Consider the following 26,004-nt stretch of genomic DNA (forward strand, 5'->3'; position numbering starts at 1 on the left):
TTGGATCCCACTCGAATCGTAACCCATACGGATTTGTCACGCAAAGCAAGACGCGATGGCCGGGATTCTCGGGGGATTTTTCAGGAACCGCAACGAACGTCATCGGAGTGATGGGCCGGCCCGCTCGGGAATCTTCGGGACGGCCTTTGTCCGCATCCTCCTTGGAATGCGTTCTCGCCTGTGACGGATGAGTTGCTACCCCCTTGAAGGCGGACCAATCCATGCTCTCCCCCAAATTCTCGACTCGCCGCTCGACCCGCAAGGCCGTCTCCGCCGGACGTCGTCACAGCCGAGACCTGCGACCCGTCCTGGAGTTCATGGAAGGCCGACAACTCCTGACGACCCTGTCGGTCGACTTTACCCAGCCTCTGCGGACGATCACCAATCCGAATATGATCGGGGCCAATGTCGAGAATTCCGACCCCTACGTCGCGACCACGTTCGAGTCGGGCGAGATCGCGGCCGGCGGGCTTAAGACCCTCCGCTTGAGCGGCGGGGCCGCCGGGGACGACCAGCACTTCACCGACTTCCTCGCCAGCGGCGACTATCCGCCCAGCGTCACCGACATGGCCGCCCTCGCGCAGCGGTCGGGGGCGAACGCGATGCTCTCGATCAACTACGGCGGCGGCAGCCCTCAGGAGGCCGCGGCCTACCTCGCGTACCTGACCGGCGACCCGAGCAAACCCGACGTCCCGCTAGGCCATGGTCGATATTACGACAACAATACGGGAACGTGGGGAGATAAGGACTGGCATACGGCAAATTACTGGGCCAATCTCCGAGGCTCGGCGCCGTATTCGATCCAGTATGCCGAGGTCGGCAACGAAGTCTATGGCTTCTGGAACCCCGACCACCACGGCACCGACCCCATGGTCCCCGCAGACCAGCCGCACGACCCCGCGACTTACGTCAACTTCGTCAAGCAATTCGCGGCCCTCGCCGCGCAGATCAACCCGAACGTGAAGATCGGGGTCGACGTTGCGACGCCCACGCCCGGCGCCTACCTGGGTTGGGACAGCCAGGTCCTCGCCCAGTGCGCCTCGGGGACCCCCTGGGTGCCGGGCTTCCTGGCCGATCATAATTACATGTTCGACGTCGGCCAGGAGAACGACCAGGCCCTGCTCAAGTCGACCGCGACCGTGGGCCTGCCGAACACCAATAGCGTGGGCGCCCAGAACGACGTGAGCTGGAGCACCCGCATCTCGACCTTCCGAAACATGCTCTCCCAGAACTTCGGGGCTGCGGCGAGCAGCGTGCAGGTGATCGCGACGGAGTTCAACTCGGTCGCCGGCGGCGGCGACAACATCAGCAAGCAGACCACCAGCCTGGTCAACGGACTCTTCCTCGCCGATGCCGTCGGCGGCCTGCTCCAGCCCGGGTACAACGCCCAGGGACAGCCCGTCTACGCCGGATACGACGGCGGCTACGTCTGGGCTTTCAGGAACAACTACTACGGCCAAGGGCCCGACAACCAGCGTTCCCAGAGCCTCTACGGCTGGCGCACCGGCGCCGACTATGGACTCTTCGGGGCCGACCAGTGGAACGGCGGCGGTAACTCGCAGTCCGACCTGATGACACCATATCCGTCGTTCTATGGCATGCAACTCGCGTCGCAACTGGTCACTCCGGGCGCGACGGTCGTCAAGGCGTCGAGCGACAACAACGGGCTCAGTGTCTACGCGGTCCGCCGGCCGAACGGCAGCGTCACCCTGTTGGTGATCAACAAGAACGCCCCCGGCACCGCCAATGCCGACGTGAACGCGACGATCCAGTTCGCCGGGCTCTTCCCGCAAGGGACGTTCGCCGTCCAGCGCTACGGCGTCGACCAGGACAATGCCCAGAAGAACGGCCAGCCGGTGAACATGAATCTCCCGACGTTCTCGGTCCCGAACCTGGGTGCCACCAACTTCAGCTATTCCTTCCCTGCGTACTCCATGACGGTGATCAGTGCGAGCGATTGCGTGGCTCCGCTGACGGTGACCAACCTGAACGACTCGGGCGCCGGGAGCCTTCGCGACGCGATCAGCCGGGCCGAGACGTCGCCGAACTCCGACGTCATCGTCTTCGCACCGAACCTCGCCGGGGGGACGATCACGCTCACGACCGCCGGCGACCAGTCTTCCCAGGCGTCCGCGTTCAAGGTCTCGACGAGGATCGCGATCGTCGGCAACGGCGAGATCCTGAACGTCTCCGGCTCGACGGCGATGCGGCATTTTCTGGTGACCACCAACGGCGTCCTGGCCTTGCAGGGGCTGACCCTCTCGGGGGGCCATGAGACGACCGGGACGTTGTCCCAGGGCGGTTCGATCCTGAGCCACGGGAAGCTCACGCTGACGGAGGTCTCGCTCCTCAACAACTCCGTGCTGGTCCAGAGCGGGAACGCCTTCGGCGGGGCGGTGTACAGCGACGGGATCCTGAACGCGGTCCGCAGCCTCTTCGCCTCGAACACGGCCGGACCGATCAATGGTACGTCGACCGGTCGAGGGGCCGGAGGGGCCCTCTACAACTACGGCAACATCTACATCGTGAACTGCACCTTCACTCAGAACCTGGCCGCGTCGAACGTCGCGAGCGCCTTGGCGTCCGGGGGGGCGGTCTCGAATCAAGGGGGGACGGCCAGCTTCATCAATGTGACGATGGCGTCGAACCGGCTGTCGAACCCGCAGACCACGACCCAACTCGGCGCGGGGATCGACAACCACGCGAGCTCCGCGACGGCCTCGACCGTGGGCCTCGCCTCGGTGACGCTCCAGAACTGCATCCTCTGGGGGAACACCGGCGGGCTGGACCTGGTCAACCGCGTGGATCCGGGATTGAACGTCTCGGTCACCTCGGAGACGAACAACGTGGTCGGGACTCGCGCCCAATTCGGCTCGGGGACCATGCCCCTGGCCGGGTTCGTCGGCGGCGACCCGCTCCTCGGCCCCCTGGCGAACAACGGCGGCCCAACCTGGACGATGAGCATCGCCAGCAACAGCGTCGCTCGCAACCGAGGGTCCAACAAGTACGGCAACGGGGCGGACCAGCGAGGCCAATCCCGGAGCGACGGACAGCCCGACCTCGGGGCCTACGAGTACAAGCCTTGATCCGGGGCTGGACCGCGTCGGACAATTCGGGCGAGCGGTGGGGACGGCTTCGACCCCATCGCCCGCCTGCCCGTTTACCTCTTGTAGTTCGAGAAGTTCTCGGTCTGCCAGAGTTCGATCATCTTGGCTGTGGTGTCGTCCGCGCCGCTGAGCAGGCGCCTCCCGTCCCGGCTGATCGCGACGTCGCGGACCCTCGCGCTGTGGCAGGGGATCTCGTAGACCAGCCGCCCGTTCTCGGCGTCCCAGAGCTTCACGCGGGCTTCCGAACCGCCTGTGGCCAGATGTCGGCCGTCGGAGCTGACGGCGAGGGCCGCCTCCGCCCCGGGGTGGGCCGCCCACTCGCGCGACACCGCCCCACGCGCGACGTCCCAAACGATGACCCGTCCCCCGGCGGTCAGGCCGTAGAGCGTCCGCCCGTCCGGTGCCCAGCGGACGACCTGGATCGCCGCCCCCGACTTCGGGAGCGGCGTCGAGTCGTCGAGGCCCTCCGGGCCTGCGATCTTCACGCCCTCACGCGTGAGCTTGGCAACGCGACCGCCGTCGGGGCTCCAGACGAAGTCGAGACAACCGGCGAAGCTCGTTCCTTCAGCCCGCTTGTCGGAGCCGAGGTCCCAGAGAGTCGTCGTCCCTGCCACATCGACGGCGGCCAGCCTCCGGCCGTCGGGGCGGAAGGAGAGCCGGCGGACCGTCGGGCCCTTCGACACGAGCCGTCCGGCGGCTTGGCCGGTCTCGGTTTCCCAGAGCCGGATGCCTCCGTCCTCCCCGGCCGAGGCCAGGAGGCGACCGTCCGGGCTGTAGGTCGCGGCGATGGACCCTCGGTGCCCTTTGAGGTCGAATTGGACCTTGCCGCTCGAGGCGTCCCAGAGTTGGAGCGACGCCTCCAACGTGGCGATCAGAAACTGCTTCGAGTCGGGCCTGAACCCCACCACCCCGACCCCTCCGGCGTAGGCGTGGATCGACTCGATCGGGTCGCCGATGCGGAGGTCCCATACCCGGAGTTGGGCGTCATTCCCGGCCACGGCCAGCCGGCTCCCGTCCGGGCTGACGGCGAGTTGCGTGTAGCCGGCCTTGGAGTCGATCGAGAGCAGCTCCATGAACGATTGTGAATTCCAGAAGCGGACTGCGCCGTCCATCGACGCCGTGACGATGCGACGGCCGTCGGGGGTGAACGCGGCCCCGATCAGGGTCCGGCCCCGGCCGTAGACCGTCGCCAGGGGGTGGCCGTCGCTCGTCCGCCAGACGGAGTAGGTCTCGGCCCAGGTCGTGGTCACCAGGCGCTCGCCGTCCGGGCTGATCGCCACGCGGATGGCCGGGGCGGGCGTGTGGATCGTGACGAGGCAACGGCCGTCGGATCGATCCCAGACGCGGACGGTTTGGTCCATGGAGGCCGTCACGATCCGGGTTCCATCGGGCGTGTAGGCGAGGGAGACCGGCGACTCGGTGTGGCCGACGAAGGAGCGGATCCGACGGCCAGTCGTCGAGTCGAAGGTCCGGAGCCGGCCACCCCCGCTCCCGACTACGATTTCAGGCAACGTCGGATGGTGTGCGATGGAGACCGCCCAGTTGTTCTCCATGGGGATCGTCTTCGGCCGGTCGCGATCGGCCAGGCCCCAGACCTGGATGTCGGAGTCCACCCCCCCGACGATCAACCGGGTGCCGTCCGGAGTGAAGCAGACGCAGTTGATGGGTTCCGAGGGGCGGGGAATCTTGCGCTCGACGTTCTTGAATGCAACGTCGTGGATGGCGGCACCGCCGTCGGGCGTGGGGGCCGCGAGCCAACGGCCGTCGGGGCTGAACGCGAACTGGAAGTGGTCGAGGACCGCGACCGGGAAGTGAAGGACTCCGGACTCCTCGCCCGAGTCGAAGACGGTCATCACCGGATACGTGCCGGGCGCCGCCGCCAGGCGGTCACCGGACGGGGTGAGGGCGAGGCTGTTGATGCCCCCCGGACTACCGCCGAAGATCACCCGTCCCTTGCTCGTGGACAGGTCCCAGGCCCGCACGAATCCATCCTTGCCGCCGCTGAACAGGACCTTGCCGTCGCCTCGGTAGGCCAGGACCTGGACCTCCTCGTCGTGTCCGGGGAGGATCTGGGCGGGGATTCCCGACGCGGCGTCCCAGAGATGCACGAGGGAGTCGGCTCCCCCGGCGGCCACGGACCGACCATCCGGGCTCATCGCGACGCCCTTCACCGCCCCTTTCATCCCTCGCAGGATCTGCAAGGCCTTCCCGGACTCGACCTCCCAGACGCGGACGGTGCCGTCTTCGCCCGCCGAGGCCAGTCGTTTCCCGGCCTCGTCCATAGACAGGGCGTTGATCGGGCCGGAGTGGCCGGGGAATTCGCGGACCTTGCGATCATCCTGCCAGAGGACGAGCGATCCGTCATCGCCCGCGGTGACGTTGGACCCGGCCGAAGGGCCGCCGACGATCGCGAGGATCGCGTTCGGCGCGGCCCGCCAGCGCCGGGTCGTCTGGCCCTTCGAGAGCTCGCGGACGGTGACGAATCCGTCGTCTCCGCCGGAGGCCAGCGTCCCGTTACGGGGGTCGACCTGGAGGCAGCGGACCCCGGCCGGCCCCGCGTCCCAGGTGCGGATCATCCGTCGAGCCCCAGGCTCCCAGACCCGGATCGTCCGATCGTCCCCGGCGCTGATCAAGAGCTTGCCGCCGGGCTGGAAGGCGACCCCTCGGATTGGACCGGTGTGCCCGTAGAGCGAGTCGAATCGCAGATGCGCGAGGTTATAGACGAGGCCGAACTCGGGGCCTCGGAAATCCCAACGCGTGTTGTTGATTCGGTCGTAGAACTTGCCGAAATCTCGGTCGTCCCAATCGCGGAACGCCCGCCCGATGGTCTCGGCGTAGACGACCCATTCGGCGTGTTCGAGGGCCTGTTCGGCCCGGTGCCTCGCCCCTTCTTCGTTGTCTCGGGCCCGCCCTGCACGGATCAACGATTGCGTGGCACGCAGCTCGGCCTTGCGAGCGTCCTTCTCCCGGGCGGCCGCTCGGATCGCGAAGTGGGAGCTGACCGCGACCCCGGCCAGCATCGCGCCGACGATGCCCAGGCCCAACACGGCGGCGAGCGGGTTCAGCCGGGCCCAACGGAAGGCGTGGGCGGCCGGTCCGTCGGGCCGGACCTTCGTCGGTTCCCCGACGAGGAAGCGATGGAGGTCGGCGGCCAGCGCCTCGGCGGAGGGGTAGCGTCGGGAGGGGGTCTTCTCGAGGCATCGCATGCAGACCGCCGCGAGGTCGGCCGGCACGAGCGCGTTGATCGCGCGGGGCGATACGGGGAGTTGGGTGGTCACCAGCCGCACGGTCTCGGTGAACGTCGGCCCGAGCAGTGGAGGCCGGCCCGTCAGCATCTCGTACAGGATCGCCCCGAGGCTGTAGATATCCGCCCCGGGCCCGATGCCCTTGCTCGCCTCCGCCTGCTCGGGGGGCATGTAGGCCGGCGTCCCGAGGATCTGCCCCGTCGCCGTGACCGAGAGGCCGTCCCGCCCGAACTTCGCCAGGCCGAAGTCGGTGATCTTCGGCTGTCCGTCGTGGTCGAGCAGGATATTGGAAGGCTTCAAATCTCGGTGAATGATCCCATGGACATGCGCAAACGCGATGGTCGAGGCCAGCGTCCTGACCAGGCTGGCCGCCTCCCTCGGCGGCATCACCTGTCCGCTGAGGCGTGTTTCGAGGGACTCTCCCTCGATCAGCTCGAGGGCGATGAACGGGCAGCCGTCGTGCCGGCCGACGTCGAAGACCCGCACGATGTGCGGGTGCTCGAGCTTGGCCATCACCCTCGCCTCTTCGAAGAACCGGAGGGACACCTCCGGCTTCCTCATCGGCGCGTCGCGGAGCATCTTGAGCGCGACGATGCGGTCGAGCATCCGGTGCCGGGCCCGGTAGACGATGCCGTGGGCGCCTTGCCCCAGGGCCTCGAAGACCTCGTAGCCGTCCGGCTCGGCGACCCCAGGCGGGAGTGCCGTCGGGGTCTCGCCCTCGGTGTCGTCGGCGAACGCCTCGTGGACCTCCCACTGGAGCTCCAGGAATTCCGCGATCCAGGGGAATCGCGCCTGGAAATCCGCGAGGTCGGGCGACTCCCCCGCGGCGGTCCGGGCGAGGACTTCCCCGTAGACGACCCGGAGGGACGATTCCGGGTCGTCCTTGAGTGCGGGGAAGGAGTCGAAGTAGGTTTCGGCAAGGACCCGCTCTCGGCGGTTCCAACGCTCGTCCTGGTCGACCGCGACGACCTCGGCCAGGTCGCTTGCGGCGAGGTTGGGGAAGGCCACGAGGAAGCCCGCGAGGTTGACCGGCCTTCCGCCTTGCCATGCGTGCCGAAGGAGCTCCCAGGGGGCGGCGAAGGACGAGGGCAGGCCGTCCTCCGTCGAGTCATCCATGCTCGTCCCCCTCGTCGAGCCCGAGCTCTCGGAGCACGCGCTGGAGGGCGCGACCGAATTGCTTCCGGCGGGCCTCGGCCGTCCCTCCGAGGGTCTCCGCAACTTCGCCCCACGACCGTCCCATCCCCCTCAGGTCGGCGATCTCCTGTTCTTCGGCCGAGAGCCCCGCGCGGATGATTGCGATCAACTCGCGGTCCGCGACGATCCGGCCGGGCTCGGCATCGCCGGAGAGGTCGTCGAGGTGCTTCCCCCCGTCCAACTCGAGCCGGCGCACGTCCCGCTTGCCCGAGCGCTCGCGACGCCCCTGCGAGATCACCTTATTCTTCGCCATCGTGACCAGCAGCCCGACCAACTGGTCGGGCGCCTCGAGGTCGAACTCGCCGAACGCGGCCCTGCTGAAGAAGTTGGCCATGACCGACTGGCAGATGTCCATCGAGTCCACCACGCGGCGGAGCCTGGCGTCCTGGAGTTTCGCCCGGATCGTCACCCGGATCACCGGCTCATACTTCCGCACCAACTCCTCGGCCGCCTGGCCGTCCCCGGCGCGGACCCGGGCGAGCAACTCCGTGAAATTGGTCGACATCTCGTCTCCAATCGGAGCCGGAGAATCTCCCCGGCCGGTCTTAAAGGGGGGGCAACCTCATCGAGACGCTGTCATCACCGATCGCAAGTTCGAGCCTTGCCGGGTACGCCCGCGGCTCGCGCCGGGCGCCATCGATATGGCCCGAGCTCCCGTTGATCTTCGAGACGGAGATGCGAAAGTGCAATCGGCAGGCCGTTCTGCTTGGGGGGAAAGCGAAGATTCGACCCGACTCCGATTCTAGCCAAGCTTCGGTGGCGGATGCTCGACCAAAACCGTAAAAACTAGTCGAATCGAGAGTTGCGAGCAATCGAGCCGACAGGATCCATCTTTAAATGATGCTTTTGGGAAACGCTCGACGGGCCATGTTGCGCCGGTTCTGCAGGTCTCTTAGCATCTCATTCCCAGGGCTCTGCTCTCAATTTTCCGCACGTTATATTGAGTCGAATCCCGTGGTGTTGATAGTGCTGCGTCATTGAATTTAATTTTAATTGAATGAAGAATTCTCGTTCCCACGGTCCTCGTGGGAATGCCGTCTTCGGACGCTCTGCGTCCTCTTCTGGCGACCACGAAATGCTACCATGCTGCCGTTCGATCCGAAGCAGTGGCTTCGGTTCGTCGCGTCACCAATCCCTATCCACCGAAAGCAGACCGTCTTGTCCGGCATAAGTCCTCGCGCTGGAGTACCTCCAATGCACGGCGTCGTCGACATGGCCGCGTTTGACGGGGTTATTGTGGATGTACTCGAGTTTCTGCCCCAGCATTGGTTCGTTCTCGATGACTTGTGGGTGGCTCCCTTCCTGCCAGAGTTGATAGGCCAACCGGTCACGCGCTTTGGGACCCGATTTCACGGAGCAAGCCGAAAGAGCTGCTTGGGATAAGATATGGAGTCAGCTTTGGATTCGTCGCGCCAACCAGAGTGGGTATCCGGATAATGCGGGGGCGCAGATAGGCGCAGATCGCCGAAGCTGTGAAGCAGTCGGGGATGCCCCGGCTGAGACGGTTAAAATCCGTCCCCCTGCACCAGCCCGTAGTGAGATGAGGTGATCCACCAAATCGAGGCGTTAGCGATAGAGCATTCAGGGCAACGGAGGAATGGATGAGTATACATAAACTGGACGGAGGATATGTGATTTCGTCGGGCCGGACTTGGCTTCCCGGCAGCTATGCCGACGAGCGAACCGCAAAATACGCCTTTCGAATTTCAGTTTGCGAACTGCAAGGTCTCCAAGACTCGGTAAATCCTAACGGGACAATTACCTTCGCCATGCTCCAAGCTTTGGCGAATGAGCGAAAGGCAAAGAGCACCGTATTAGCCGAGGAAGGACCATAGATATGATGGAAATGAGATGGGTTCTCGAGGAAGGCGATGCCGACAACTGGCCTCAGAAGGTGCTCCAGTTTCGCGGGTTTCGAACCGTGGTCAGCAAGGACGGCGGTGCCAAGTTCGGGTCGGAATGGAAGGACGTCCCAACTGTAATCGAAGGTGAGTGACCGGTTGTCAAGTTCATCATATCCTGTCCGTAGCCATGGCCTCTGGCGAGTTCGGGATGCCGGACCCGGGTAGTCATTCCCCGCCCAGCTTTCGTTCTTTCCGGCGTTCAATGGCCCCCATCCGTCTCTCGCAGGTCACGATAAGCGGCGGTGACATTCACGGTCTTGTGTGCCCACTCGAAGAGGCTGTACTCGCCGTACTCGGTCATGGTGGCGACACCGAGCGTGTCCTCGACCGATCGACCCTCGGCGATCGCCGCACGAACGGCGCCGTCTAGCTCTCGGAGGTAACGGAGGGGGAACTCGATATCGGCGGGGCGCATCGGGCGGCCGTGCCCGGGGATTATGGTCGCATCCTCCGGCAGGAAGTCCCGCACCCGGCCCAGGGTCGCGATCGTCTCTCTGTGCCGCCCCTCGAAGAGCCAGGGGAGGGCGGGCGATGGTGCCTGGATCATGTTGCCCACCCAGAGCACCCTCGCAGCGGGCTCCCACACGACGAGGTCGCCCGGCGTCTGCGCGAACCCGAAGTGCCGCACCTCGACGGTCCTGCCTCCGAGATCGATGCTGAGCATCTCGGGCACGGCGATGTCGGCGGTGCGAGGCAGCACGCGCTCGATGCCCTTGCCTTGGCCCATGAGGCCGATCATGAATCGGCGATCTTCCTCAAAATTCTCCTCCATGTACTTCTTGGTCGCCGGATGCTGGATCACGACGGCGGTCTCCGGGAAGAGGAAGTTCCCGTAGGCATGGTCGCCGTGGTAGCTCGTGTTAACAAGATAACGGATCGGCTTCGATGTCTCCTGGCGCACGAGCCCGATGAGCTGCGAGGCGAGGTCCCCGTTCAGCATCGATTCGACGACGAGGACGCCCCGCTCGCCGATCACGAAACCCGCCGTGGTGGCGACATGGTCCTTGGCGAGCACGTCGTCCGGCATGACCGCGAACACGCCGGGCGCGAGCTCTTTCGAGGTGAGGTTGACCCTCGCGGCATCCCAGGGTGGCGACGCTTCCCTATTAGGCATCATGATCGCCTCCTTCAGCCATTCGGCACGGACGAGAAAAGCCCGGCGAGCCCCTCGGCCATCGTCGGGTGGGTCAGGACGGCATCGCTCAGGGCCGTGTACGGCAGGCCCGCCAGCATCGCGACCTGGACGACAGCCATGACTTCCCCCGCTTCAGGGCCGAACGCGGTGAAGCCCAGGATGCGGTTGCCTTCCGCCTCGACGAGCGCCTTGTAGAAGCCCCGAGTCTCGGAGAGCGTGCGTGCCCTCAGGACGCCCGACATCGGAAGCTTGGCCAGGCGGTACTTCACGCCGCCCTCCTTGGCCTCCCTCTCGCTCAGGCCAACCCGGGCCAGCTCTGGGTCGGTGAACAGGCAGTAGGGCACCTGCCGCCCGGTCGTCACGCGGTCCCCGCCGGTGAGGTTGGCCAGGAGCACCCGGAAGTCATCCTCGCCGATATGTGTGAAGTAGGGACTCCCCGCGCAGTCTCCCGCCGCCCACACGCCCTCGGCCGTCGTCCGCAGCCGCTCATCGACCTTGACGTGACCCCGCCCGTCAGTCTCCACCCCTACCGATTCCAGCCCGATGCCGTCAGTGTTCGGCGTCCTGCCCCCGGCGACGAGCAGATGCGTCCCTTCGATTACGCCTCCCGCCGTCTGCAGGCGCACGGACTCTCCGGATTTCCCCTCAACGCGATCGGCGGCCGTGCCGGTCAGGATTGCGATCCCCTCGTCGCGCAGGAGCTGCTCGACGGCCTCGGTTACGTCCGGGTCTTCGCGGTGGATAAGGGCGTTGTTGCGTTCGACGAGGGTGACGCGACTGCCAAAGCGGCGGAAGGCTTGCGCCAGCTCAAGCCCCACGTAGCCGCCGCCCAAGACGATCAGGTGTTCCGGCAGCCGGTCCAGCTCCAGGGCCTCGATATGCGTGAGGGGGCCGGACTCCGAAAGGCCGGGCGTGTCGTCGAGCCTGGCCCGCGAGCCGGTGTTGATGACGACATTTCGCCCGCGTAAGGTCCGGGTGCCCCCTTCGTTGAGCGCGACCTCGACGTTTTTGGGCGCGACGAAACGCCCGCTCCCCATGATGAGCTCCGCGCCGCTGCCCCGGTATTTTTCGAGGTGCATCTCGACCAGCCCGTCCACCATCTTCCGCTTGCGGTCACGGACGGCGGCCATGTCGACCTTCCAGTTGCCGTGGGTTACCCCGTACCCAGCACTCGTCTGGACGAAGTGGGCCACCTGGGCGCCGTGGATCACGTTCTTGCTGGGAAGGCAGGCGATGTTCGGGCAGGAGCCGCCCACGTAACGCCGCTCGACGACCACCACCTTCTGACCGCGCGAGGCCAGCGTCCAGGCGATAAGCTTGCCGGGGGCACCGCTTCCGAGGACGACCAGATCGTAATCTTCGGGCTGAGACATGAGTGGTTCCTCCAAACGGTGATAATTACTCGGCGATCCCCAGTGCTTTCCTTTTCTCGACGACGAACGCCAGGTGGTGTTTCGCATGCCCGGTAATCCCGGTCAGAAGTTGCCCCACCGTCTTCGTCACCTCCTCCCCCGTGACCTTGACCAGGATCAGTTCCCTATCGAGGGCGGATTCGGGGAAAGCCCCGACGATCCGGGCCGTCTGGTTGCGGATGGCCTCGAAAATGGTCGGCTCCTCCTCCACGTCCCGGGCTTCCACGGCGAGCTTCGCAGTCAATTCCTCGGCGGTCGCTGCAGGCAGCCTGGGCGTGTCTCGCTGAAGAGCTGCACGGATGCGCGTCGCCGTCATCAGATCGGTGTCCGCGAGGTGGCAGAGCACTTCCATCGCGCTCCACTTCCCCTCGACGGGGTGGGCGTTGAGCTGGTCCATGGTCATGCCGTCATAAGCATCGCGCAGCCCGGTCGTCCCCGCCAGATAATCTTCGAGAATGCCCATTTCCCCTCCGGATGAAGCCGGCCGCCCCTGCTTCGAGGCGGCCCGACCTCTTCTTTGTCCTCGGGCATCAATGAGCCTTCTTCATGCCCTTGAGTGCAGAAACGACGGCAGAGGGCTCGGCCCGTTTGCGGTAGTCGGCGTCGACGAAGGCATAACGGATGACGCCTTCCTTGTCGATCACGTAGGTCGCCCCCAGGGGCAGTTCGTTGGAGGAGTCGCCGTTGTACTTGCTCAAGTCGAGGCGGCCCTTCATCTGCTCGACGACCACCGCGGGCACCTTATAGGCCACCCCGAAGGCATGGGCGGCCTTGTTGCCCTCGTCGCTGAGAACTTCGAAGCCGAGGCTGCCCTTCTCGACCGTTGACAGTGAATTGTCGGGCGTCTGGGGAGAGATGGCGACCAGGCTCGCCCCCTCGGCCTTGATCTCGGGCAGGACCTTCTGGAATCCCCTGAGGGCGATGTTGCAGTACGGGCACCAGCCGCCGCGATACCAGGTGACGACGACGATGCCGTCTTTCTGTAGGGTAGAGAGATTGACCTTCTTCCCCGAGGCGTTCGGCAACTCGAAGTCGGGGGCCTTGTCGCCGACCTTCAGGGCTTTCTCCAGCACCCCAGACTTCCTGACGGCTTCGATCCCCTCCTCGTAGGCCTTGAGCCGTTCCGCCGGGGCCTTCGCCGAGATATCCTTTCGGAACGCCTCCAGCTCCCGCTTGACCGGCTCGTCCTTTGCGGGCTCCTGGGCCGACAATGGGGCCACGAACATCAGGGTGAGCGCTAGGCTCGAGCTCAAGGTACGATTGATCATTGTGCCGGTCCTGAAAGGGTGCCCGGGATCCGGGGCATGGAGAGCCCTGGTTTCTCTGTACCCGACGGTACAATGAACCCTCGGGTTCCAACAAGGGCCGACTCCCATTGTCCGGAGACTGGAACCGCCATGCCCTCGGGGCGCGCCCGTCAATTCGACACCGATAGGGCCCTCGACCGGGCTCTGGAAGTCTTCTGGAATCGCGGCTACGAGGGAGCGACGCTTCCGGAGCTGACTAGGGCCATGGGCATCAACAAGCCGAGCCTGTACGCCGCTTTCGGGAACAAGGAGCAGTTATTCCACAAGACTTTGGACCATTACAGGGACGGTCCGCAAGCGTTTCTCTTCGAAGCCTTCCGGAAGCCGACCGCTCGAGAGGTCGTCGAGGCGATTTTCTCTGGCTTCATCCGCATGCAGCGGAGCGGAGCTCGCGGGTGCTTGATCATTTCGGGGGCATTGGTCTGCGGCAAGGAATCGGAACCGGTTCGGCAGGAATTGGTCCGACTACGGAAAGAGACAGTCGCCGCGTTTCAATCGAGGTTCGAGCAAGCCATAAGGGATGGCGACCTGTCGGAAGATACCGATTGCTCCACGCTCGCGCGGTTCATCACCACGGTCCTAAACGGGCTTGCTGTCCAGGCTGCGAGCGAGGCAACCGAAAGAGAGATGAAGCTCGTCGCGAAGATGGCGATGCGGGCCTGGCCGGATGCGGATTCCGGCCAGGCCGGTCCCGCTGCGGGAGGCAAAGGCTCAAAAGAATCGAGTCGGCATCGCGACAATCAATGACATATGGATCGGGCACATCGGAACCCGACCAGGAAGCGAGCAGCCCCTCAACCAGCTCCACGGAGGCTGGTTTCAACCGTGACAGAATTTGACTTTAGCGGATCCCGCGAGGCGGGCTCCCTATGTATCAATTGTTACCGGCCTTCTTGGCCTTTTTCCTCGCAGCCTTGCGGGCGGCCTTGGCCGGATTGCGGATCTTGGACGCTTGCTCGGCGTCCCAGGCGTCCCACAGGGCTTTGAGCTCCTTCACCTGGTCGGGCTTTGCAGCCGCCAGGTCGTGCTGCTCGCGGAGGTCGGCGGCCAGGTCGAACAGCTCTGGGGCGTCTTCGCCGGGCCCGCCGTGCACCAGCTTCCAGTCGCCGTGGCGGATCGCCCACTTGCCGTCGATCTTCCAGAAGAGCGTCTGATGCGGCCGACCGGGGTTTGCACCCGATAGGTACGGCAGCAGGTCCACGCCGTCGAGCTTCCAGGACGGCTCGACCTTCGATCCGGCCGCTGCGAGGAACGTCGGCACCATATCGAGCTGCACGACGGGCTTGTCATAGACAACGCCGGCCGGCAGGTGGCCGGCCCACTGGATCATGAACGGGATGCGGATGCCACCCTCCCAAGCGGTGTTCTTGCGGCCGCGGAGTGGATCGTTGCCGTCGGGATGGTTCGGCGCCCCGTTGTCGCTGATGAAGACGACGATCGTGCGGTCCTCCTGCCCCAGCGCGCGGACCTTGGCGAGCACCGCGCCCACGGCGTCGTCCATCGCCGCCGTCATGGCGAACAGGGTCCGGTCGGCCTTGTTGGGGACGTCCGCAAAACGCCGGAGATACTTCTCCGACGCCTCGCGCGGCGCGTGGACTGCGTTGAACGGCAGGTAGAGGAACCACGGGCCATCCTTGTGCCGCTCGATCCAGTCGACGCCGCGGGCCGCGAATGCGTCGGTCGTGTAGAAGTCAGGATCGTCGACAGGGCGGACGGACGTCGCGAGCCGCGAGTCGATGAACCCGTTTGGCTTGAAGTATGAGCCCGGGTTGCCGATCACCCCGTAGTATTCTCCGAAGCCTCGAGCGGTGGGAAGGCGGTCGGGGGCGTGCCCCAGGTGCCACTTGCCGACCATCCCGGTGGCGTAGCCCAGCGCCTTCATGCGGTCGGCCATCGTGGCTTCCGACAGCGGCAGGCCGCCCGGGGCCATCTCGTTGTTCTCGTGGCCGTACCGCGTGGGGTAGCGTCCGGTCATCAGGCCCGCTCGCGAGGGCGAGCAGAGGGGGGCCGACACGTAGCCCTGCGTGCACCGCACGCCGCGGGCCGCGATCGAGTCGATGTTGGGCGTCGGCACGTGCTTGCCGCCGTAGCAGCTCAGCTCGTTGTAGCCGAGGTCGTCGGCGTAGATCAGCAGAACGTTGGGCCGGTCGGCGGCCGCAGAGAGCGTTGCAGTACCGAGCACCACGCTTAAGGCGAGGACCGTCGGAACGAGCGTCTTCATCGCGTCTCCCGATCTCACTGGGGCGTCGAATCCTCGCCCGTTCCCTGCAGAGCGGGTGGGCCCCAAATTTCCTAGCAAATCCCGCTAGGGAAGGCAACGATTTGGGGTGGCGAGGGGGAGGCGGGCGCGGCTCTCCGGCCTTTCGTCTGACCACCGGACCAGGAGGCGGGTGACCTGGTTGCTTATCGTTCGATGTCAGGCGTTGGGTTCTTCATCGACAACTCCTGGACACACAAAGGAAGAGTATACGATGTTGCCTTCCGGAAAATGGAAGACGATCTAGTTTCCGTCAAGCTCACAGGCGAAGGGTCTGTGGTCGAACGATTCGACGCAAGCACAGGATCAAAGGTCCGAGCAGTCACGCTAGGAGTTGAGAGTGGGATCGTCAGAGACAAGATGCCGTTCTCTGATGATGGAAGCAAGCTAGTTCTTGTTGGATATAAACGAGGGGAATCGTCGAGCCCACCAGATTGGTATCTAGGCATCTGGGATTTTGATCGAATGTACAGTCGTTGAACTCGAAGTTGTCCGCAGGATGGGCAGGGCTTCGGTGGGTCATAAATGAGGTTGTGCCGGTACGACTTTATCCACCCGGTAGCTCGCCGAAAGGTCATACCCGCTTCCCGGTGTAAACGCTCGATGACCTCACGCTCCAAGCCCGCATGGAGCATGGTTCCAAGTTCTGACCTCAGTGCATCGTCGACTTTATTCTCAGGCATCGACCGTAGTGCGACCTCTCGTCTCTTCGAGCCACCGACATTGTCCCGGGGTTCCTATCAACCGAGATCACCCGATCGTCGTCACCGATCGTTTGCCTTGACAAGATCCCTGACGGCACCCTAACGTTTCTTCGAACCTTTGGCGATGGGGCGGCTGGTGGGCCGGCAAGGGCGATCGGCCTCTTGGGCGATCGAACTCGCCTTTTTAGTGGGAAGGTGACGCGGCGATGCGACTGGGGTTGTTCGGGGGGACCTTCGACCCCATCCATGTGGGACACCTGATCCTCGCCGAGCAATGCCGCGAGGCGTGTGCGCTGGACCGGGTCTGGTTCGTGGTGGCCGGGTCGCCGCCGCATAAGCCGGAAGGTCCGTCTGCGGTCGCGCATCGCCTCGAGATGGCCCGGATCGCGATCGCGGGGCACGCGGCGTTCGAGGTCTCGGAGGTCGAGGCCAGGCGCACCGGGCCGAACTACAGTGTCGAGACCCTCGAGACGATCCATCGCGAACGCCCCGACGACGAGCTCTTCTTCCTGATCGGGGCGGATAGTCTCGCGGACCTTCCACATTGGAAGGAGCCCCAGAAGATCGTCCGGCTCGCGACCGTCGTCGTCGTGAATCGGCCCGGGATCGATCCCCCGGCGAAGGACGCCTGGCCCGATCTCGGGCCGGGAGCCCGGCCGATGATCTCCGTCAATGTCCCCCCGATCGGGATCGCTTCACACGACCTCCGCCGTCGTCGCGTCGAAGGGCGAAGTATCCGCTACCAGGTCCCGCGCGGGGTCGAAGCCTACATCGACGCGCACGGCCTCTATCGGCCAGGGTCGTCGGCGTAGGGGCGATCCAGCGTTCGGTTCTCGGTCGGCGCTCCCTCACTTGGAATTCCTACCTCGCCGTGATGCAAGGTATCCTTGGTGACGGCCGGGCACTGGCGTAGCCTGGGGGATGAACGTGGACATGGACCCCTGAGTAAAGACTGTTGGACTGGAGGTGGAAAGAGGGTTGCGTGGGCTCTCCGGGACCGCTCCATCCTGCCTCATCCGCCCGGTCGAAGGTCGGTCGTAGAACTGGATTTCGGGCCTCATCCCCGGTCGTCGGAGCGGCCGATACGAATGGGGGAACGAGAATGGGAACGCCAGGATGGCCCGGGTCCGAGGTGACGATGGCAGGACTATCATCTCAAGAGACGCAAGAATCGGCCCTGGAGAAAGAGGTCGCGGCGCTCCGTCGCCAATTGGTCGCCCTCCAGCGGGTCAGCAGCCTCGGGGCCCTCGCCGGCTCGATTTGCCACGAGCTGAACAACGCCCTGACGCCGATCCTGAACTATGCCAAGCTCGGCCTCCGGAACCCCGACCCCGACTTCCGCCAGCGGGCTTTCGAGAAGATCCTCGAGGGGGCCCAGCGAGCCTCGTCGATCACCGGTGGCGTGCTCGGACTGGCTCGACCCCGGGCCGATCGCCGAGAGCCGACCGACCTCGTGCGGCTCGTCGAGGAGGTCACCCTGCTCGTCGGCAAGGACGCGACCCGGCACCGAGTCCGGCTCGACTTCCAGGCGACCGGCCATCCCTACGCCCGCGTCAACCCCGCGCAGATCCAGCAGGTCCTCCTCAACCTGATCATCAACGCCCGCCAGGCCATGTCCGAAGGGGGGACGGTCCGTGTCCGAGTCGGCGCCGATACCTCAGGGCGGCTCGCCGAGGTGAGCGTGGCCGACACCGGGGTCGGGATCGCACCGGCCGACCTGAGGCGGATCTTCGAGCCGTTCTTCACCACGAAGTCCGGCCCTGATGCTTCGGGGCAGGGGGGGACCGGCCTGGGCCTCTCCGTCTGCCGAGACATCGTCGAGGCCCACCACGGTCGCCTCCGCGCCGAGAGTCGGGTCGGCCAGGGGACGACCTTTACCCTCCGCCTTCCCTCCTGCCCGGCCCCCGCGAAGCAAGGGGCCGCCTGAACATCCCCGAGTCTCAGCGCGCTCGGCTCGCCCACGACGCCTTCTCGGGTTCCTTGTCTTGATAGTCGTCGGGAATCCGTTCGAGGTAACTCCCCACCAGGTCTTCGGGGGTCTTGGGGAATGTACCCTTCTCACGCTGGTAGAGCTGCTCGGCCAGCGAGACGACGAGCCGGGCCTGGTAGACCCGCTCGCGAGTGAGGGCCTGATCGAACGGGCGCCAATCCGGGAAGGCCGACGCTGCGAGCAAGGACCTGGAATACTGCACCGCCAGGGCCTTCGGGCTGATCGTCGGGGCGGCTTGCAGCCCCGTCGTCGAGTCGGGCTCGAAGAGGAAAGGCGCCGGGGCCGGCATGTCGGCCCCCTTGGGCCGCAATCGACGAGGCTTATCGCATTGTGCCAGCCAGTTGGCGAAGACCAGTTGGGTGAGGCGCCGGCAACGCTCGCGGTCACCATTGAGGACGATACTCGCGTCGCGGACCCCCTGATAGTGGAAATACCACGCATCCTGAAACCCGGGGGGCGGCCAGCTCTGGGCGACCCATGTGGTCGGACCATCGATCTGTCGTGAAATCATCAGGTATTCGCATTTGAGGACTTCCGAGGCCGGTGCCGTCGAGGCGTCGATCGCCGCCACTTCGCCCAAGGCTTGACGCAACATCGCGGCGTCGGTCATCGGGTCGGCGGCCCACCGCGTCATCGCCTCGCAGGCGAGCTTGTGCAACGAGATCCCGACGAGGCGCTCGATGATCACTCCGTATCTTCCGGTGTGCCGGCTCGAGCGCAGTATGGCGCGGTACCACGACCAGGCTCCCGCCGAGTCGCCCTTCGCCCGCAAGTCGTCGCCCCGCATCTTTGCCATCCGGGCGAAGGTGCGTAAATCTTGGGTGATGGGCAAGGTCGTCTCGAACGTCAACTGTTCCGGTCGATGGTAGAGCGCTTCGGGCCGCTCCGTCCCCTGCCGCCAGAATTCCAAAGCCTCGCGGTTCTCGTCCAGCCAGGCCCGCACTTTCGGAGCGATCGGCCGCTTCGTATCCGGGATCTCGATCTCCGGCCACCACCCGTCCGGAGGCTTGGTCAAGAGGGCCGTCGCCTCCGCATACGCCTGGAACGCATTCCGCTCCGTCGGGATCGAAATCGCCGAGAACTTGCCCACGTCGAACGGCGTGCCGACGTTGGGCAATCCCCAGAGCCGGGTCGTTTGCCAGATCCCGAGGCCGGCGCCCACGACGAGGACGATGGCCAACCCCCAGGCGGTGCGCCGACGGGCTGGACTCCCTTTCGGGAGAGCGTTCGGTCCGCATCGGGCGAGCCTTTCCGAGCTCTCCAACCCCTGTCTTGATGGCCTCTCTGCGGACATCAGAGCTGTCCTCCATCCTCGACGCAACGACGGTCGTCAGGGGACATCATAGCGGATTGACTCGGTCGGACTCAATGACGATTGTCGTGGGCGATGAGCGGTGAGTGGACCCGGCGTCAGGCTGGCCCTGGGTCGTCGCGGCGGGTAGCTTGGTGGGTCTTATTGAAACGAGGTTTGACGACAACGAGAGTGTAGGGGAGGTCCGAAGTGCGTTGGGTGACCGTTCAGACTGAGCGAGGTCCGAGGGCGTGCGGCGAGTGGCAGGGACAGTATGTGGACGTCAACGCGGCGGACCCCACGGCCCCGAGCAGCGTCCGTGCGATCCTCGAGCTGGGGCCCGAGGGGCAGGCCCGCATCAAGGACGCCCTGGAGAAGGGGGAGGTCCGCTACGACCCGGCGAGTGCGACCTTGCTGGCACCCGTGCCCGACCCTCGCAAGATCATCTGCCTGGGGCTGAACTACCGCGACCACGCCGCCGAGAGCGGCATGGACATCCCGACCGAGCCGATCCTCTTCAGCAAGTACCCCACGACGCTGGTCGGCCACCTCGCGGACATCGTCCTGCCCGAGGAGAGCTCGCAGGTCGACTACGAGGCCGAGCTGGTCATCGTCGTCGGCAAGGGAGGTCGGCGGATCCCCCAGGCGAAGGCCCTGGAACACGTCGCCGGATACACCGTCGGCCACGACGTCTCGGCGCGTGACTGGCAGTTGAACAAGCCGGGCAAGCAGTGGATGGCCGGCAAGACCTTCGACACGTTCGCCCCCGTCGGCCCGGCCTTGGTCACCGCCGACGAAGTCCCCGACCCCCACGCGTTGGGCATCCGGCTCCGCCTCAACGGCGAGACCATGCAGGACTCGAGCACGAGCCAGTTGATCTTCCGCGTGGATGAGACGATCGCCTATCTCTCGAAAATCTTCACCCTCGAGCCCGGCGACCTGATTTTCACCGGCACCCCCCCCGGCGTCGGCATGGCCCGCAAGCCCCCCGTCTGGCTCAAGGCCGGCGACGTGGTCGAGGTCGAAATCGATGGGCTCGGGACCTTGCGCAATGCCGTGAAATAAGAAGAAGGTGTTCACCACAAAGGCACAAAGTCACAAAGGGAAACCAAGGAAGATCTTTTAGATCCTTTACTTTTGATTTCCTTCGAGTCTTTGTGGTGAATGCTCCCCTCACCGTCGCAGTTTGACGGCCAGCACCCGCGCGTCGTTGTAGTTGGGGGCGATCTTGAGCGCGCGGTCGGCGGCGTCGAGGGCGTCGCGGGTCTTGTGGTCGGCGTCGAGTGCCAGCGCGAGGTGGTAGAGGACCTCGGGGCGGTCGGGGAGGAGTCGAGAGGCCCCGTTGAGGTCGGTGGCGGCGAGCCTGGGGTGATGCAGGGCGAGGTGGGCCAGGCCGCGTTGGAAGAGGGCCTCGGGGTCGTCGGGGGTGAGCTCGAGGACCTGGTCGAGCCGAGTCAGGGCCTGTTCGGGCTGGCGACGCCGGAGCTGGAGGGCCGCGATCCGGAGGATGGCCGGGGCCGAGCTCGGGTTGAGCTCGACCGTGCGGAAGTACCCGGCAAGCGCGTCTTCCTGGCGTCCCAACGCCTCAAGGACCTGGGCCCTGGCGAACTGGGCGTCGGCGTTCTGGGGCTCGATCTCGTTCGCCGCCTCGAACCGCTTCAGGGCCGCCTCGTGCCGGCCGAGCTGGGCGTCGATCTCTCCGAGCCCGATCAAGGCACCGACGTACTCGTGGTCGAACTCCAGGGCGCGTCGATAGGCGGCCTCGGCCTCGGCCAATCGCCCCTGGAGTCGGAGGACCTTGCCCAGGCGGCATCGGGTCTCGGCCGAGCGCGGGGCTTCGGTGACCAGGTGTTCCAGGTCGGTCCGGGCTTGGTTCAGATCGTGCCGGTCGACGGCCGCTTGGGCCGACAGGCTCAATTCTTGACAGAGGGCCGTCTGGGAGGCCGAAGGGGTTCGCTCGGCCCGGGGGTGGTGGATCACCGCGCATCCCCCGAACGCCAGCAGGGCGAACACACACCCAGCAATGACGCCCAGGCGCCGCATACTCCCCTCCCTGGGGCGGCCAAAGATCCCGAACGGGGTGGATTTTCCACCTCCGCCGGTCGTTCCATAAAAGATCGACAGAACCAATCGGCGAGTTGAGGGGGACGGTCGATTCCCGACCAGTCGGCCCGCCGAAACCGCGGCACAGAAGGGCGACTCTTGCGAGCGTGGGAAATTACGACCTGACGGCCCGAAAGTCAACCCCGCTTAACAATCGGAAGACTTTCGCTGGGTCGGCACAAAGGCACAAAGTCAGCACGAGAGCCTTCCCGAAGAGATTCGTGATTTCCTTCGTGTCTTTGTGCCTTTGTGTTGAATACCCTCCCCCGAGTCAGGCGAGTCCGCATGCGGCTCGGGCCCGGTCGAGGATCGTCCGGGCGGTCTTGCGGGCGTGCTCGGCGGCGTTGGCGCGGACCTCGGCGACGCGCTCGGGATGGGCCACCAGGTCGGCCCGACGCTCGCGAGCCGGGGCGAACGTGGCGATGATCGCCTCGGCGAGCCGGGTCTTCATCTCGCCGTAGCCGATGCCCCCTTCGCGGTACCGTCGCTCGACGTCGGCGAGCTCGTCGGCGGGGGCGACGAGCTTGTAGAGGCCGAACAGCGAGCACGTCTCCGGGTTTTTCGGTGCCTCGACGGGCGTACTGTCCGTGACGATCTTCTTGCACTTCTTGCGGATCGTGGCCGGGTCGTCGAAAATCTCGATCGTGTTGTTGTAACTCTTGGACATCTTCCGGCCGTCGATCCCCGGGACGACCGACACGGCGTCGAGGATGTATGGCTTCGGGAGCCGGAAGACTTCCTCGCCGCCGCCGTAGACGTGGTTGAACCGCTCGGCGACGTCCCGGGTGATCTCCAGGTGCTGCTTCTGGTCCTGGCCGACCGGGACGACGTCCGCGTCGTACAGCAGGATGTCGGCCGCCTGGAGCACGGGGTAGGCGAAGAGCCCGTGCTCGGCGGGGAGACCCTGCTGGACCTTGTCTTTGTAGCTGACGCATTTCTCGAGCCAGCCCATCGGCGTGACGCTGGTCAGAAGCCAGGCGAGCTCGGTCGTCTCGGGCACGTCCGACTGCACGAACAAGGTCGCCCGCGCCGGGTCGACGCCGAGCGAGAGGAGGTCGATGAGGACGTCGGAGACATATCGGCGGAGCTTGGCCGCGTCGCGGACGCTGGTCAGGGCATGGTAGTCGGCCACGAAGTAGAAGGCATCGTTGCCCTCCTGGAGGGCGATATATTGGCGGATCGCCCCGAAGTAGTTGCCGATGTGCAGGGCGCCCGAGGGCTGGATTCCCGAGAGGACTCGCATATTCCCAATCGACTCGCGGGGCGGGGGCAAGGTTCGGGGCCGGGCCGTCGATCGGCCGGGCGTCGGGTCCCAATGTACCAGACCCGCGCCCTCGTCTCCAACTCGAGGCGCGTTGGCGAGCCCGAGGGGGGATGCTACCATGGGCCCTCAACTCAGCCTCGAGGGGGTAGGAACCTTGGGGATATCTCGAACCGTGAATCCCCGTCGACGCGAGGTCGTTGCGGCCGGGATGGAGGGTCGGACCATGTTGGGCGTCTATGAGGACCGTGGTATCCGGTTCAAGTATCCGGAGGATTGGGACGTCGAGGTGACCGACGAGGGGACGATCTCGACGGTCTCGGTCCAGGCCCCCGGCGGACTGGCGTTCGCCTTGGTCACGACCGACGACTCGTGCCCGTCGCCCGCCGAGGTCGCCGACGAGGCCCTCACCGCGATGCGCGAGGAGTATCCCGACCTCGACGCGGTCCCGACCCGCGAGACCATCAACGGCTACAACGCCTTCGGCCACGACCTCGAATTCATCAGCCTCGACCTGACCAACAATTGCGCCATCCGATGCTATCGGAGCCCGAAACGGACCATCCTGATCTTCGGCCAGTGGTCGGACCTCGAGGCCGAGGAAGGCGAGGCCAAGATCCAGGGCCTTTGCCGCTCGCTCCAGGAGACGGACGCATGAGCGTCCCGGGCGTACGGATGGGGTCCGGGACGTTTGCGAGACGGCTATTCGTCGTCGTCTCCTGCGTCTACGCCGCTTGGGCATGGGCGACGCCGCAAACCCTCGGCGCCGAAGGGCCCGCGGCGGAGACTCTTCAGGCTCGAATTCACGCCCTGATCGCCGACAAGGCCGCCGGGGCGATGGTCGGGGTCGCCTTCCGCGATCTCGCGACCGGCGAGTCATGCTCCATCCAGGGCGACCTGACCTTCCACGCCGCGAGCACGATGAAGGTCCCCGTCATGATGGAGGTCTACCGTCGGGCTTCGGCGGGGAGCCTGTCGCTTGACGACCGTATCCGGCTCAAGAACACCTTCACCAGTATCGCCGACGGCAGCCCGTTCTCGCTCGCCCCCGAGGATGATTCCGAGACGACGCTGTACAAGCATCTCGGCCAGGAGAGGACGGTCCGGGAACTCGCCCGGCGGATGATCACCGAGAGCAGCAACCTCGCCACGAACCTTCTGATCGAGCGGGTGTCGCCGATGGCGACGACCGAATTCATGCGCACTCTGGGCGCCGAGGACGTGAAGGTTCTCCGGGGCGTCGAGGACAACAAGGCCTATGCCCTCGGGATGAACAACGTGACGACCGCGGCCGGGTTGGCTCTGATCCTCGGCCGGCTGGCCGAGCGGTCGGTCGTCTCCGAGGCCGCGTCGGACGCCATGCTCGAGGTGCTCCGCGCCCAGAAGTTCAACGAAGGCATCCCGGCCGGGGTCCCTCGAGGCGTCCCCGTGGCGCACAAGACGGGGTCGTTCAAGGGGGTGTACCACGACGCGGCGATCGTCGAGCCCCCCGGCCGCAAGCCCTTCGTCATCGTCGTCCTGACCCGAGGGATCGACGACGAGGCGGCCGCCCACAAACTGGTCGCCGAGATCGCCCGGGCGACCTTCGAGCATTGCAATCGCCGGTAATCCGTCGACTGGGAAACGCGGTCCACCCTCTCCGTGCCATCTCGACCCGAGGAATCGTCACCATGGCTTCGGCTCGTCGCATCGCCCTCGCCTTGTCCTCCGTCGCGTGCTTTGCCATCGTCCTCTCACGTCCCCTGGCCGCGGCGGGCCTGCCGGAGGGTGATCCCAAGGCGGCGGGATTCGCCCCCGAGAAGCTCGCCCTGATCCGGACCTATCTCGAACGTCAGGTCGCCGAAAAAAATTTGGCAGGGGGGGCGACCCTCATCGCCAGGCACGGCAAGGTCGTTCACCAGGCGGCGGTTGGGATGAAAGACGTCGAGGCCGGCCAGCCGCTCGAGCGATCGACGCTCTTCCGGATCGCGTCGATGACCAAGCCGATCACCTCGACGGCCGTGATGATCCTCGTCGACGAGGGGAAGCTCCGCCTCGACGACCCGGTCGCGAAGTACCTGCACGAGTTCGCCGCCCCCTCGGTTGTTATCGCTCCTGCCGACGCCACCGCAACCGCGATCACCACGGTCCCGGCCGCAAGCCCGATCACGATCCACCAACTCCTGACCCACTCCTCGGGGCTTTCCTACCGATTCGCCAAGCCACCCCAGATCGGTCCGCTCTACGTCGAGTCGGCGATCTCCGACGGCCTCTCCGAGACCCCCGGCACGATCGGCGACAATGTCAAGCGACTGGCGAGGCTGCCGCTCCTCCACCAACCGGGGACGACCTGGTCTTACAGCCTCTCGACCGACGTCCTCGGTCGACTCGTCGAGGTCGTCTCGGGGCAGACGTTCGACCAGTTCTTGCGTGAGCGGATCTTCACCCCACTCGCGATGGACGACACCCAATTCGTGATCCCGAAGGCCAAGCGGGGGCGCCTCGCGGCCTTGTACACCGCCGGCGAGGACAAGACGGTCCGCCGATCCCCCGGCTCCCTGATCCAGGACGGCCCGCTCGTCTACTCGGGGACCTACTCGACGTGGGACGACGGCCACTATTATTCCGGCGGGGCCGGCCTGACCTCGACGATCGACGACTACTCCCGGTTCTGCCAGATGCTGCTCAACAAAGGGGAGCTCGACGGGGCCCGCATCCTCAAGCCCGAGACCGTCGCGCTCATGACCAGGGACCAGGTCCCCGGCCTCAACGTCCTCCCCTGGGGCCATGGCGACGGCTTCGGCTACGGCTTCGGCGTCGTGAAGGAGGCGAACCGCGACGCCGACCTCGCCGGTGTCGGCGCCTACTCCTGGGGCGGCTTCTTCTACACCTATTTCTGGGTCGATCCCAAGCGCGAAATCGTCGCCATCTTCATGACGCAACTCTATCCCAACGCCCACCTCAAGGTCCGCGAGGAGTTCAAGCGACTCGCCTACGACGCGATCGTCGAGTGAGTCGCCACCGGGCGGGACGCGATGAGCCCCGCCCGATCTCTCCCCTCAAATCCGAATCTCCGTCAGGTTCCCGTGCGTAGGACCCCTCCACGGCTATCGTA

18 protein-coding genes and 1 pseudogene are annotated in these 26,004 nt (G+C 65.6%); 8 read left to right on the forward strand and 11 right to left on the reverse strand.

What is annotated here, in order from left to right; translation table 11 throughout:
• The first annotated feature begins 221 nt into the window (after window positions 1-221).
• Complete coding sequence (locus ACYOEI_RS13850) at window positions 222-3,086, forward strand: choice-of-anchor Q domain-containing protein (protein WP_462850091.1); 2,865 nt, start codon at window positions 222-224, stop codon at window positions 3,084-3,086.
• Between the two features lie 74 nt (window positions 3,087-3,160).
• Here ACYOEI_RS13850 and ACYOEI_RS13855 read toward each other — a convergent pair whose 3' ends face one another.
• The 7 genes and pseudogenes from ACYOEI_RS13855 to ACYOEI_RS13885 form a co-directional block, all read right to left on the reverse strand.
• Window positions 3,161-7,468: a WD40 repeat domain-containing serine/threonine-protein kinase gene (locus ACYOEI_RS13855; RefSeq protein ID WP_462850092.1), complete on the reverse strand. Its 4,308-nt coding sequence runs from the start codon at window positions 7,466-7,468 to the stop codon at window positions 3,161-3,163.
• On the reverse strand, window positions 7,461-8,051 hold the full coding sequence (locus tag ACYOEI_RS13860; protein WP_462850093.1) for an RNA polymerase sigma factor: 591 nt from the start codon (window positions 8,049-8,051) through the stop codon (window positions 7,461-7,463). The genes ACYOEI_RS13855 and ACYOEI_RS13860 overlap by 8 nt, the downstream gene beginning before the upstream one ends.
• Before the next feature lie 620 nt (window positions 8,052-8,671).
• Window positions 8,672-8,863: pseudogene (locus ACYOEI_RS13865) on the reverse strand (REP-associated tyrosine transposase); the annotation flags it as partial.
• 786 nt (window positions 8,864-9,649) lie between these two features.
• Window positions 9,650-10,567, reverse strand: coding sequence for an MBL fold metallo-hydrolase (locus tag ACYOEI_RS13870; RefSeq protein ID WP_462850094.1), 918 nt, complete (start codon window positions 10,565-10,567; stop codon window positions 9,650-9,652).
• Window positions 10,568-10,578: 11 nt separating this feature from the next.
• A complete protein-coding gene (locus tag ACYOEI_RS13875; RefSeq protein WP_462850095.1) occupies window positions 10,579-11,958 on the reverse strand; it encodes a dihydrolipoyl dehydrogenase family protein in 1,380 nt (459 codons plus the stop codon).
• 25 nt (window positions 11,959-11,983) lie between these two features.
• Window positions 11,984-12,460 carry a DinB family protein gene (locus ACYOEI_RS13880; protein WP_462850096.1) on the reverse strand — a complete coding sequence of 159 codons (477 nt, stop codon included), beginning with the start codon at window positions 12,458-12,460 and terminating at the stop codon, window positions 11,984-11,986.
• A 67-nt stretch (window positions 12,461-12,527) separates the two neighbouring features.
• A complete protein-coding gene (locus tag ACYOEI_RS13885) occupies window positions 12,528-13,265 on the reverse strand; it encodes a peroxiredoxin-like family protein (protein ID WP_462850097.1) in 738 nt (245 codons plus the stop codon).
• 129 nt (window positions 13,266-13,394) lie between these two features.
• Between ACYOEI_RS13885 and ACYOEI_RS13890 the strand changes: the two genes are divergently transcribed.
• Complete coding sequence (locus tag ACYOEI_RS13890) at window positions 13,395-14,051, forward strand: TetR/AcrR family transcriptional regulator (RefSeq protein WP_462850098.1); 657 nt, start codon at window positions 13,395-13,397, stop codon at window positions 14,049-14,051.
• 127 nt (window positions 14,052-14,178) lie between these two features.
• Here the strand turns inward: ACYOEI_RS13890 and ACYOEI_RS13895 are convergent, their stop codons facing one another.
• Window positions 14,179-15,525, reverse strand: a complete 1,347-nt coding sequence (locus ACYOEI_RS13895; protein WP_462850099.1) for a sulfatase family protein — start codon at window positions 15,523-15,525, stop codon at window positions 14,179-14,181.
• A gap of 946 nt (window positions 15,526-16,471) precedes the next feature.
• Between ACYOEI_RS13895 and nadD the strand changes: the two genes are divergently transcribed.
• Both nadD and ACYOEI_RS13905 read left to right on the forward strand, forming a co-directional pair.
• The gene (gene nadD / locus ACYOEI_RS13900) at window positions 16,472-17,077 is read left to right on the forward strand and encodes a nicotinate-nucleotide adenylyltransferase (protein WP_462850100.1); all 606 of its coding nucleotides are present in this window, start codon (window positions 16,472-16,474) and stop codon (window positions 17,075-17,077) included.
• A gap of 326 nt (window positions 17,078-17,403) precedes the next feature.
• Window positions 17,404-18,192, forward strand: coding sequence for a sensor histidine kinase (locus ACYOEI_RS13905; protein ID WP_462850101.1), 789 nt, complete (start codon window positions 17,404-17,406; stop codon window positions 18,190-18,192).
• Window positions 18,193-18,205: 13 nt separating this feature from the next.
• Here ACYOEI_RS13905 and ACYOEI_RS13910 read toward each other — a convergent pair whose 3' ends face one another.
• On the reverse strand, window positions 18,206-19,435 hold the full coding sequence (locus ACYOEI_RS13910; RefSeq protein WP_462850102.1) for a hypothetical protein: 1,230 nt from the start codon (window positions 19,433-19,435) through the stop codon (window positions 18,206-18,208).
• Between the two features lie 321 nt (window positions 19,436-19,756).
• On the opposite strand from ACYOEI_RS13910, the gene ACYOEI_RS13915 reads away from it, so the two are divergent.
• The gene (locus ACYOEI_RS13915; RefSeq protein ID WP_462850103.1) at window positions 19,757-20,611 is read left to right on the forward strand and encodes a fumarylacetoacetate hydrolase family protein; all 855 of its coding nucleotides are present in this window, start codon (window positions 19,757-19,759) and stop codon (window positions 20,609-20,611) included.
• Window positions 20,612-20,719: 108 nt separating this feature from the next.
• Here ACYOEI_RS13915 and ACYOEI_RS13920 read toward each other — a convergent pair whose 3' ends face one another.
• Together ACYOEI_RS13920 and trpS are read right to left on the reverse strand one after the other, a co-directional pair.
• A complete protein-coding gene (locus ACYOEI_RS13920; protein ID WP_462850104.1) occupies window positions 20,720-21,589 on the reverse strand; it encodes a tetratricopeptide repeat protein in 870 nt (289 codons plus the stop codon).
• Window positions 21,590-21,920: 331 nt separating this feature from the next.
• Entirely contained in the window at window positions 21,921-22,892 is a 972-nt protein-coding gene (trpS, locus tag ACYOEI_RS13925; RefSeq protein WP_462850105.1) for a tryptophan--tRNA ligase, read from the reverse strand.
• 193 nt (window positions 22,893-23,085) lie between these two features.
• Between trpS and ACYOEI_RS13930 the strand changes: the two genes are divergently transcribed.
• The 3 genes from ACYOEI_RS13930 to ACYOEI_RS13940 all read left to right on the forward strand — a co-directional run bounded on the left by ACYOEI_RS13930 (window position 23,086) and on the right by ACYOEI_RS13940 (window position 25,903).
• Window positions 23,086-23,568: a hypothetical protein gene (locus ACYOEI_RS13930; protein WP_462850106.1), complete on the forward strand. Its 483-nt coding sequence runs from the start codon at window positions 23,086-23,088 to the stop codon at window positions 23,566-23,568.
• Window positions 23,565-24,518: a serine hydrolase gene (locus tag ACYOEI_RS13935; protein WP_462850107.1), complete on the forward strand. Its 954-nt coding sequence runs from the start codon at window positions 23,565-23,567 to the stop codon at window positions 24,516-24,518. The genes ACYOEI_RS13930 and ACYOEI_RS13935 overlap by 4 nt, the downstream gene beginning before the upstream one ends.
• A 62-nt stretch (window positions 24,519-24,580) precedes the next feature.
• On the forward strand, window positions 24,581-25,903 hold the full coding sequence (locus ACYOEI_RS13940; protein WP_462850108.1) for a serine hydrolase domain-containing protein: 1,323 nt from the start codon (window positions 24,581-24,583) through the stop codon (window positions 25,901-25,903).
• The last annotated feature ends 101 nt before the right edge of the window (window positions 25,904-26,004 follow it).

The sequence above is a fragment of the Singulisphaera rosea genome (genome assembly GCF_054877945.1).

Bases quoted from the DNA above. Each gene is read 5' to 3' on its own strand.
- ACYOEI_RS13850 (WP_462850091.1), top strand. From the start codon at position 222: ATGCTCTCCCCCAAATTCTCGACTCGCCGCTCGACCCGCAAGGCCGTC.
- ACYOEI_RS13855 (WP_462850092.1), bottom strand. From the start codon at position 7,468: ATGGATGACTCGACGGAGGACGGCCTGCCCTCGTCCTTCGCCGCCCCC.
- ACYOEI_RS13860 (WP_462850093.1), bottom strand. From the start codon at position 8,051: ATGTCGACCAATTTCACGGAGTTGCTCGCCCGGGTCCGCGCCGGGGAC.
- ACYOEI_RS13870 (WP_462850094.1), bottom strand. From the start codon at position 10,567: ATGATGCCTAATAGGGAAGCGTCGCCACCCTGGGATGCCGCGAGGGTC.
- ACYOEI_RS13875 (WP_462850095.1), bottom strand. From the start codon at position 11,958: ATGTCTCAGCCCGAAGATTACGATCTGGTCGTCCTCGGAAGCGGTGCC.
- ACYOEI_RS13880 (WP_462850096.1), bottom strand. From the start codon at position 12,460: ATGGGCATTCTCGAAGATTATCTGGCGGGGACGACCGGGCTGCGCGAT.
- ACYOEI_RS13885 (WP_462850097.1), bottom strand. From the start codon at position 13,265: ATGATCAATCGTACCTTGAGCTCGAGCCTAGCGCTCACCCTGATGTTC.
- ACYOEI_RS13890 (WP_462850098.1), top strand. From the start codon at position 13,395: ATGCCCTCGGGGCGCGCCCGTCAATTCGACACCGATAGGGCCCTCGAC.
- ACYOEI_RS13895 (WP_462850099.1), bottom strand. From the start codon at position 15,525: ATGAAGACGCTCGTTCCGACGGTCCTCGCCTTAAGCGTGGTGCTCGGT.
- nadD (WP_462850100.1), top strand. From the start codon at position 16,472: ATGCGACTGGGGTTGTTCGGGGGGACCTTCGACCCCATCCATGTGGGA.
- ACYOEI_RS13905 (WP_462850101.1), top strand. From the start codon at position 17,404: ATGGCAGGACTATCATCTCAAGAGACGCAAGAATCGGCCCTGGAGAAA.
- ACYOEI_RS13920 (WP_462850104.1), bottom strand. From the start codon at position 21,589: ATGCGGCGCCTGGGCGTCATTGCTGGGTGTGTGTTCGCCCTGCTGGCG.
- trpS (WP_462850105.1), bottom strand. From the start codon at position 22,892: ATGCGAGTCCTCTCGGGAATCCAGCCCTCGGGCGCCCTGCACATCGGC.
- ACYOEI_RS13935 (WP_462850107.1), top strand. From the start codon at position 23,565: ATGAGCGTCCCGGGCGTACGGATGGGGTCCGGGACGTTTGCGAGACGG.
- ACYOEI_RS13940 (WP_462850108.1), top strand. From the start codon at position 24,581: ATGGCTTCGGCTCGTCGCATCGCCCTCGCCTTGTCCTCCGTCGCGTGC.